Annotated in this window: 8 protein-coding genes and 1 tRNA gene; 7 read left to right on the top strand and 2 right to left on the bottom strand. The window is 44.8% G+C overall.

Annotated features, from left to right (window positions below):
- Positions 1–39: 39 nt before the first annotated feature.
- Positions 40–405 (bottom strand): dihydroneopterin aldolase, encoded by a 366-nt coding sequence (gene folB, locus CRENPOLYSF2_RS01195; RefSeq protein WP_087142146.1) that lies wholly within the window; start codon positions 403–405, stop codon positions 40–42.
- An 89-nt stretch (positions 406–494) separates the two neighbouring features.
- On the opposite strand from folB, the gene plsY reads away from it, so the two are divergent.
- Positions 495–1,067, top strand: a complete 573-nt coding sequence (gene plsY, locus CRENPOLYSF2_RS01190; RefSeq protein WP_087142145.1) for a glycerol-3-phosphate 1-O-acyltransferase PlsY — start codon at positions 495–497, stop codon at positions 1,065–1,067.
- On the opposite strand, the gene tsaD is transcribed toward plsY, so the two are convergent.
- A complete protein-coding gene (gene tsaD / locus CRENPOLYSF2_RS01185; RefSeq protein WP_087142144.1) occupies positions 1,064–2,080 on the bottom strand; it encodes a tRNA (adenosine(37)-N6)-threonylcarbamoyltransferase complex transferase subunit TsaD in 1,017 nt (338 codons plus the stop codon). The two genes, plsY and tsaD, sit on opposite strands and share 4 nt — an antisense overlap.
- Positions 2,081–2,185: 105 nt before the next feature.
- Between tsaD and rpsU the strand changes: the two genes are divergently transcribed.
- The 6 genes from rpsU to metK all read left to right on the top strand — a co-directional run bounded on the left by rpsU (position 2,186) and on the right by metK (position 8,008).
- Entirely contained in the window at positions 2,186–2,419 is a 234-nt protein-coding gene (gene rpsU, locus CRENPOLYSF2_RS01180; protein ID WP_087142143.1) for a 30S ribosomal protein S21, read from the top strand.
- 14 nt (positions 2,420–2,433) lie between these two features.
- Positions 2,434–2,883: a GatB/YqeY domain-containing protein gene (locus tag CRENPOLYSF2_RS01175; protein ID WP_087142142.1), complete on the top strand. Its 450-nt coding sequence runs from the start codon at positions 2,434–2,436 to the stop codon at positions 2,881–2,883.
- Positions 2,884–2,904: 21 nt separating this feature from the next.
- Complete coding sequence (gene dnaG / locus CRENPOLYSF2_RS01170; protein ID WP_087142141.1) at positions 2,905–4,641, top strand: DNA primase; 1,737 nt, start codon at positions 2,905–2,907, stop codon at positions 4,639–4,641.
- Positions 4,642–4,726: 85 nt separating this feature from the next.
- Positions 4,727–6,559 carry an RNA polymerase sigma factor RpoD gene (gene rpoD / locus CRENPOLYSF2_RS01165; protein ID WP_087142140.1) on the top strand — a complete coding sequence of 611 codons (1,833 nt, stop codon included), beginning with the start codon at positions 4,727–4,729 and terminating at the stop codon, positions 6,557–6,559.
- Positions 6,560–6,701: 142 nt separating this feature from the next.
- A tRNA-Ile gene (locus CRENPOLYSF2_RS01160) sits at positions 6,702–6,778 on the top strand.
- Positions 6,779–6,847: 69 nt separating this feature from the next.
- Positions 6,848–8,008: a methionine adenosyltransferase gene (metK, locus tag CRENPOLYSF2_RS01155; RefSeq protein ID WP_087142139.1), complete on the top strand. Its 1,161-nt coding sequence runs from the start codon at positions 6,848–6,850 to the stop codon at positions 8,006–8,008.
- The last annotated feature ends 10 nt before the right edge of the window (positions 8,009–8,018 follow it).

The raw sequence follows: 8,018 nt of genomic DNA, 5'->3' as shown, positions 1-8,018 counted from the left end.
CAAGAAATGCGTGCACCTAGGTGCTTAATTTTAATAATGTTATTTTATCGGTAGCAGTATTGCCCTCTCAATTACAATGCCTACATTGCTCGCACCGCGAATCGCACCTTTTTTATTTAAAGTGATTTTTACCCAAGAAATCATAAACTCGGTGAGCAAAATATTACTGATTTCAACAATCAGTTTTTCGACCAAAAAGAATTGGCTAGATTCAACAAAAGAAATTATCCGCTTGGAAACTGTTTTATAATCCAAGGCAAACGCAATATCATCGGTTTCAGCTGCTTTATTTATGTCGAAAGCCATTTCAATATCCAAAACAACGGTTTGCTTGGTTGTTCTTTCCCAGTCATAAATACCAATGATGGTTTCTATCTCAAGCCCACCTAAAAATATGATGTCCATAGTCAATCTCGGTTAATATGCGCGTTTTAAAAACGCTAAGTATCAGGGAAACGCCCTGTGCTGACAAGTCATCAATAAAGAAGGGTCATATGATTGATTGGTTATTTATTCCGTTAGCCTATGTGATAGGCTCTGTTTCCAGTGCCATTATTATTTGTCGACTCATGGGCTTACCAGACCCGCGTGCTGAAGGCTCAGGCAACCCAGGTGCTACCAACGTAATGCGTATCGGCGGTAAAAAAGCCGCTGGCATTACCTTGCTGGGCGATTTACTCAAGGGATTAATACCTGTTTATGCCGCTAATGCGTTCGGGGTTTCTGCTGAAATACTGGCTTTAACTGGTTTGGCCGCGTTTATAGGCCATCTTTATCCGATGTTTTTTGGCTTTAAAGGTGGTAAAGGTGTGGCTACCTCTATCGGTGTGTTATTAGGCTTTTGTTGGTGGCTAGGATTAGCTTTTGTTGCTACCTGGCTTGCGGTGTACAAATTACGCAAAATTTCATCGTTATCCGCACTGTGTACATCAGTGCTATCACCGATTTATGCCTGGTTTATTGTCTGCAGTGTGCCGCTGGTGCTGGCTTCTGTTGTGATGACAGCGTTGTTATTATACCGTCATAAAAGCAATATCAAACGCTTGTTGACAGGCGAAGAATCCTAATCGATAGCTGATAATTCCATCATTGGCCACCGTGGACGCGCTGTTATAGCTTGCCCTTCAATTATTTGTCCTGCTATTAAACGTTGACAACCAGCATAAGCGATCATCGCGCCGTTATCGGTACAAAATTGCGCTCTGGGGAAAAAAATATCGGCATTTTCCCCTGCGGCCATAAGCGTTAATGCAGCCCGAATCTGGGTATTGGCACTCACGCCACCGGCCACCACTAAACGATTAAGGCCGGTTTGCCGCAGCGCACGACGGCATTTAATACTGAGCGTATCGGCAATGGCCGCCTGAAAACTGGCGGCAATATCAGCTTTATCCTGTTCGGTTTTGGGCGATGCGTTGATGGTGTTCATGGCAAACGTTTTTAAACCACTAAAGCTGAAATCCAAACCAGGCCGATCGGTCATCGGGCGGGGAAAGCGAATTTTTTCCGTGCCTAACTCAGCCAGTGCAGACAATTTTGGCCCGCCCGGATAACCTAAACCCAACATTTTGGCGGTCTTATCAAATGCCTCGCCGACTGCATCATCCAGCGATTCGCCCAGTAATTTATACTGACCAATACCGTTAACATGCACCAACAATGTGTGACCGCCGGAAATCAATAACGCTAGAAACGGAAATTGTGGCGGTTTGTCTTCCAGCATCGGTGCTAACAAATGCCCTTCCATGTGATGCACCGCCACAGCGGGTATTTGCAATGCCCATGCCATGCTTCTGGCGGTGGCAGCCCCCACTAATAACGCGCCCATTAATCCTGGGCCTGCGGTATAGGCTATGCCGCCCAAATCGGCATTCACTAAGCCACTTTCCTGCAACAATTGCTTAACGAGCGGAATTAATTTGCGGATATGGTCGCGTGATGCCAGCTCAGGTACAACACCGCCGTATTCGCTGTGCATGTCGATTTGGCTGTACAATAAGTGATGTACCAAGCCCTTGTTACTGTGAAAAATAGCGACGGCAGTTTCGTCACACGAGGTTTCTATGCCCAATACGTACATGAATTTTTTTGAAAATTGGAAAAGTAAAGGTATAATTAAGGGTTCAGTTTATTTAGAGGCGCTGTGCGCCCCTGTTATTAGATATTATCACACTTGGATTAATAAATGCCTTCAGTAAAACTTAAAGAAAATGAGCCTTTCGACATCGCGATTCGTCGCTTTAAACGTGCCTGTGAAAAAGCCGGTGTTTTAGCCGAAGTACGTCGCCGTGAGTTTTATGAAAAACCTACCGCTGAGCGTAAACGCAAAGGCGCTGCTGCCGTTAAACGTCATTTGAAAAAATTGGCGCGTGAACGTTATGCACTTAAAAACTTGCGTCGCGGCCGCCCTACTCTGTAAGTTAAGGCAAACCAATGGATTTGTTAACAGATCGTATCAAGGACGATATGAAAACCGCCATGAAAGGCGGGGAAAAACACAAATTAGGCGTTATTCGCCTGATTTTATCGGCGATTAAGCAGATTGAAGTTGATGAGCGCATTACCTTGGATAACGCACGCACACTCCAGGTGTTGGATAAAATGGTCAAACAACGCCGTGAATCCATCAGGCAGTTTAACGATGCGGGACGACTTGATCTAACTGCTATTGAAGAAGCCGAGTTAGTCGTCATTCAAGATTATTTACCGCAAGCCCTGACTGATACTGAAGTGGATGCCATGATTCAAGCGGCGATAGCTGAATCGGGTGCTGAGTCCATTAAAGACATGGGCAAGGTCATGAATCTGCTAAAAGCCACTATGCAAGGACGCGCTGATATGGCCGTAGTCGGTGTCAAGATCAAATCCGCCCTAGCTGGGTAAGTTACATGTCGGGGTAGTTTAATGTCTGGCGGCAGGATTCCACGCGAATTTATCGATGATTTATTAACGCGGATTGATATTGTCGACCTGATTGATAGCTACGTGCCACTTAAAAAAGTTGGCACCAACCACTCGGCACGCTGTCCGTTCCATACCGAAAAAAGCCCCAGTTTCTCTGTTAACCGCGCCAAGCAGTTTTACCATTGCTTTGGTTGCGGTGTCAGCGGCAATGCCATCAGCTTTGTGATGGAGTTTAATCACCTGGATTTTGTCGAGGCGATTGAAGATTTAGCCTCGTTTGCAGGCGTTGATGTGCCGCGCGAATCAGCTAATAATCAGCAACCTACGCAAGCTAAAGATACTATCAGCAATTTGTATTTGCTGATGGAGCAAGTGACTGCATTGTATGTGCAACAACTGCGAGCCAGTGCCGATGGCAAGATAGCGGTCGATTATTTAAAAAATCGTGGCATCACTGGCGACATCGCCGGTCAATTTATGCTTGGCTATGCACCGAATGCCTGGAATACCCTCACCGAACGCTTCCCTGTTAATACGCTTGTCGATGCTGGGCTACTGGTTGCGCGTGATGATGGTTCGGCTTACGACCGTTTTCGCCACCGCATTATGTTTCCGATCAGAGACAAGCGCGGGCGGGTGATTGGCTTTGGTGGCCGTGTATTGGATGATTCTTTGCCCAAATACTTGAATTCACCGGAAACCACGCTGTTCCATAAGGGCAAAGAGGTTTACGGCTTGTATGAGTTATTGCAAAGCAACCCTAAGCCACAACGGATTTTAATTGTTGAAGGCTATATGGATGTGATTGCTTTGGCACAAGCGGGGATTAATTACGCGGTGGCAACGCTAGGCACGGCAGCATCACAAGCGCATTTAGATTTGTTATTTCGCTTTTCATCGGAATTGATTTTTTGTTTTGATGGCGACAAAGCGGGGCGTGAAGCTGCTTGGCGAGCAATGGAAGTTGCTTTTACCAGCATGAAAGATGGCCGGCAACTACGCATTATGCTATTGCCTAGCCAGCACGATCCTGATTCGCTGGTACGCGACGAAGGCTTGATTAAATTTACCGAGCGAACTCATAACGCACAAGCCTTATCTGCGTATTTTTTTGAGCAGCTGTCAGCCAAATTAAATTTAACCGAAATGGAAAGCCGCGCCCAATTAGTCGCCAAAGCCAAACCGTATTTGGAAAAGTTATCAGATAGCGCCTTTAAAGACATGATGCTCAGCCATCTAAAAGACTTATCTGGCCTAACGACACTGGATATTCCAGAAAAAATATCGACTTTCAACGCGGCTTTGGATAATTCACCACAAAATAAAGCCAGAAATGCAGGGCGTTTATCCTCGGCACGTACTGCTATTGCATTATTGCTACAGAATCCCCAAATCATCAACTTAATTGAAGAAAAAGATATTGATTGGGATGAACTGGAATTTTCCGGTGTGGAATTACTCAAAGACATCATAAAAACTATTACCATTTATCGTCCTAGCAACGCGACGGTTTTAATGGAGTATTATCGAGATAACACGCAGGAAAATACGGTAAAAAAGTTAATTATGCTGGATTTAATGCTGTCTGAAGACAAGATAGTCGACACCTTCAATGACACATTGACCAGGCTACTGAGTCATGCCCGATCAAATACGCTGGAAAAGCTGCTAAACAAAGGTACAGCCTTATTAGCGCACGAAAAAGAGACGTTGCGTAAATTATTAGCACAAAAATAGAGTGCTGTCCAAAATTATGATCTATAGTATAATTGTGGATTTAAGCATAGTCCCATTTCTGAAATAGACTATCGGTGAATATCTAATGAACCAAGAGCAACAACAATCTCAACTTAAACAGCTGATTGCTAAAGGAAAAGTACAGGGTTACCTGACTTACGCCGAGGTTAACGATCACTTGCCGCCTGATATTGTTGATCCTGAACAAATTGAAGATATCATTGGTATGATCAATGATATGGGCATTCAGGTGTATGAATCTGCTCCCGATGAAGATTCGCTGATCACTGATCAGGCCGCTGTTACCACTGATGACGAAGACGCTGAAGAAGTTGCAGCGCTTGCTTCGGTTGATAGCGAATTTGGCCGTACCACTGATCCGGTGCGTATGTACATGCGCGAAATGGGTTCGGTTGAGCTGTTAACCCGCTCTGATGAGCTAAAAATTGCCAAACGCATAGAAGAAGGTCAGCAGCAGCTAATTAAAGCACTGGCGCGTTCTTGCGTAGTTGTTGAAGACTTTATCCATTCGTTCGATAATATTTCCACAGAAGAAGGTGGTATTCGCCTGACCGATTTAATTTCCGGCTTGGTGGATTTATCAGAGCCTGAAGAATTGGTAATTGCCCAAGGCATTGATGATGTCATTGACGATGCGGAAACCGAAACGGAAACGGAAACCAGCGCTGAAGATGAATTGAAAGGTATTAACTACGATGACATCCAAGAAAAAGTGGAAGTGCTTAGGGCTCAGCTAAAAACAGTGACTGCAGCGGTCAAAAAACACGATTATACCAGCGAAAAAACCGAGTTGGCGTTTGATACGTTGGCCGACTTGTTCATGGAATTTAAATGGACACCGCAATATTTGAAAAAATTATCGGGTATTATTCCAGACGGCGTGGCGGCGACGCGTGAGCAAGAGGGTATCATTATGGATATTTTCGTTAATAAAGCCAAAATGCCGCGCAAAGAATTTGTCTCGACCTTTCCAGAGCACGAAACCAATCTGGATTGGATTGCGCAATTTTTGATAGCAGGCAGCAAGTATTTTACAGTCATCAAAGAGCACGAAAAAGACATTAAAAAAGCTCAAAAAGTACTGATTGGTATAGAAGAGCAATTTGGCTTAACCATCAGTGGCTTAAAAGATATTAACCGCCGTATGTCTATCGGCGAAGCCAAGGCCAGACGTGCTAAAAAAGAAATGATTGAAGCCAATTTAAGGTTGGTCATTTCAATTGCAAAAAAATATACTAACCGTGGTTTGCAGTTCCTTGATTTGATTCAGGAAGGCAATATTGGCTTAATGAAAGCGGTGGATAAATTTGAATACCGCCGGGGTTATAAGTTTTCTACCTATGCCACCTGGTGGATCAGGCAGGCGATTACCCGTTCTATTGCCGATCAAGCGCGGACTATACGTATTCCGGTACATATGATCGAAACCATCAATAAATTAAACAGGGTTTCACGGCAAATTTTACAAGAAATGGGGCGCGAAGCGACCCCAGAAGAGCTGGCTGATCGTATGGAAATGCCAGAAGACAAAGTCCGTAAGGTATTGAAAATAGCGAAAGAACCCATTTCTATGGAAACGCCAATAGGCGATGATGAAGATTCTCATTTGGGAGATTTCATAGAAGATGCTAAAGTATTGTCACCTGTTGAATCGGCAACCATTGCCGGTTTACGCGAATCAACCCAAAATGTACTGGCTGGCTTAACAGCTCGTGAGGCTAAGGTTCTGCGTATGCGCTTTGGCATTAACATGAATACAGACCACACCCTGGAAGAGGTGGGTAAACAATTTGACGTGACTCGTGAACGTATACGGCAGATAGAAGCCAAAGCGTTAAGAAAACTGAGACATCCGTCAAGATCAGAACAGCTTCGTTGTTTTTTAGACGGCGAATAAGTAGAAAAACTTGACTCGCATTACCCATCAACTAAACTTAATCACGAGTCAATAATGTCATATTGAAGATTAAAATTAGCTATCTCTATAGACAGCTAATCTCATCTCGTTTAAGTTATGATTGCTAATCATAAACAAAAAAGGGCCCTTAGCTCAGTTGGTTAGAGCGTCCGACTCATAATCGGCAGGTCGTAGGTTCAAGTCCTACAGGGCCCACCAAAACTCCTTAAGGCTGCATAAAGCAGCCTTTTGCGTATCTGACTTTTAACTTCCACTTAAGGTTATAACGTGAGCAATAACTTCATTTTTACATCCGAATCTGTATCCGAAGGCCATCCTGACAAGGTTGCTGACCAAATATCTGATGCCGTCCTCGATGCTTTATTAGCACAAGATCCTAAATCCCGCGTCGCCTGTGAAACGCTGGTTAAAACCGGCATGGTGATTCTGGCTGGTGAAGTCACCACCAATGCCTGGGTTGATCTGGAAGCCCTGGTCCGTAAAGTCGTGTGCGACATCGGTTACGATAACGGTGATATTGGTTTTGATGGCAACAGCTGCGCCGTTTTAAATGCCATCGGCAAACAATCCGCCGATATTGCCATGGGCGTAGATGAAGATGCTGACCACGAACAAGGTGCCGGTGACCAAGGTTTGATGTTCGGTTACGCCAGTAACGAAACCGATGTGTACATGCCCGCACCGATTACTTACTCGCATTTGCTGGTTAAACGTCAGGCGGAAGTACGCAAGAATAAAACCTTGCCTTGGCTGCGTCCTGATGCGAAAAGTCAGGTTACCATGCGTTATGAAAATAACAAACCAGTTGCTATTGATGCGGTGGTTTTGTCTACCCAACATTCGCCAGATATTAGTAATAAAGCGCTGCATGAAGCCGTCATGGACGAAATCATCTTGCATGTTTTGCCCAAAGAATGGTTGCATAAAGACACCAAGTATTTCATCAACCCAACCGGCCAGTTTATTATCGGCGGCCCAGTGGGCGATTGCGGCTTAACCGGCCGTAAAATTATCGTTGATAGCTACGGCGGTATGGCACGTCATGGTGGCGGCGCGTTTTCTGGTAAAGATCCTTCCAAAGTTGACCGTTCCGCAGCTTATATGGCGCGGTATGTTGCCAAAAATATCGTTGCTGCTGGTCTTGCTGAACGCTGCGAAATTCAGGTGTCTTATGCGATTGGCGTGGCCGAGCCGACATCTATCAGCGTGGAAACCTTTGGTACCAGCAAACTCAGTGAAGACCGTTTGGTGCAATTGGTGCGTGATCATTTTGATATGCGTCCTAAAGGCTTGATCGCCACACTTGATCTATTAAAACCTATTTATCTGCCCACAGCGGCTTACGGCCATTTTGGTCGTACCGAAGACACTTTCAGCTGGGAAAAGCTCGACAAGGTTGATGCCTTGCAGCAAGCCGCCAAACTTTAATCATATACAC

This window comes from Crenothrix polyspora (genome assembly GCF_900163755.1).
Lineage (GTDB): Bacteria > Pseudomonadota > Gammaproteobacteria > Methylococcales > Methylomonadaceae > Crenothrix > Crenothrix polyspora.
Note: the sequence above shows the minus strand (reverse complement) of the source record. Positions and strands in the feature narration are given on the sequence as shown.

Bases quoted from the DNA above. Each gene is read 5' to 3' on its own strand.
- tsaD (WP_087142144.1), bottom strand. From the start codon at position 2,080: ATGTACGTATTGGGCATAGAAACCTCGTGTGACGAAACTGCCGTCGCT.
- plsY (WP_087142145.1), top strand. From the start codon at position 495: ATGATTGATTGGTTATTTATTCCGTTAGCCTATGTGATAGGCTCTGTT.
- CRENPOLYSF2_RS01175 (WP_087142142.1), top strand. From the start codon at position 2,434: ATGGATTTGTTAACAGATCGTATCAAGGACGATATGAAAACCGCCATG.
- folB (WP_087142146.1), bottom strand. From the start codon at position 405: ATGGACATCATATTTTTAGGTGGGCTTGAGATAGAAACCATCATTGGT.
- rpsU (WP_087142143.1), top strand. From the start codon at position 2,186: ATGCCTTCAGTAAAACTTAAAGAAAATGAGCCTTTCGACATCGCGATT.
- dnaG (WP_087142141.1), top strand. From the start codon at position 2,905: ATGTCTGGCGGCAGGATTCCACGCGAATTTATCGATGATTTATTAACG.
- rpoD (WP_087142140.1), top strand. From the start codon at position 4,727: ATGAACCAAGAGCAACAACAATCTCAACTTAAACAGCTGATTGCTAAA.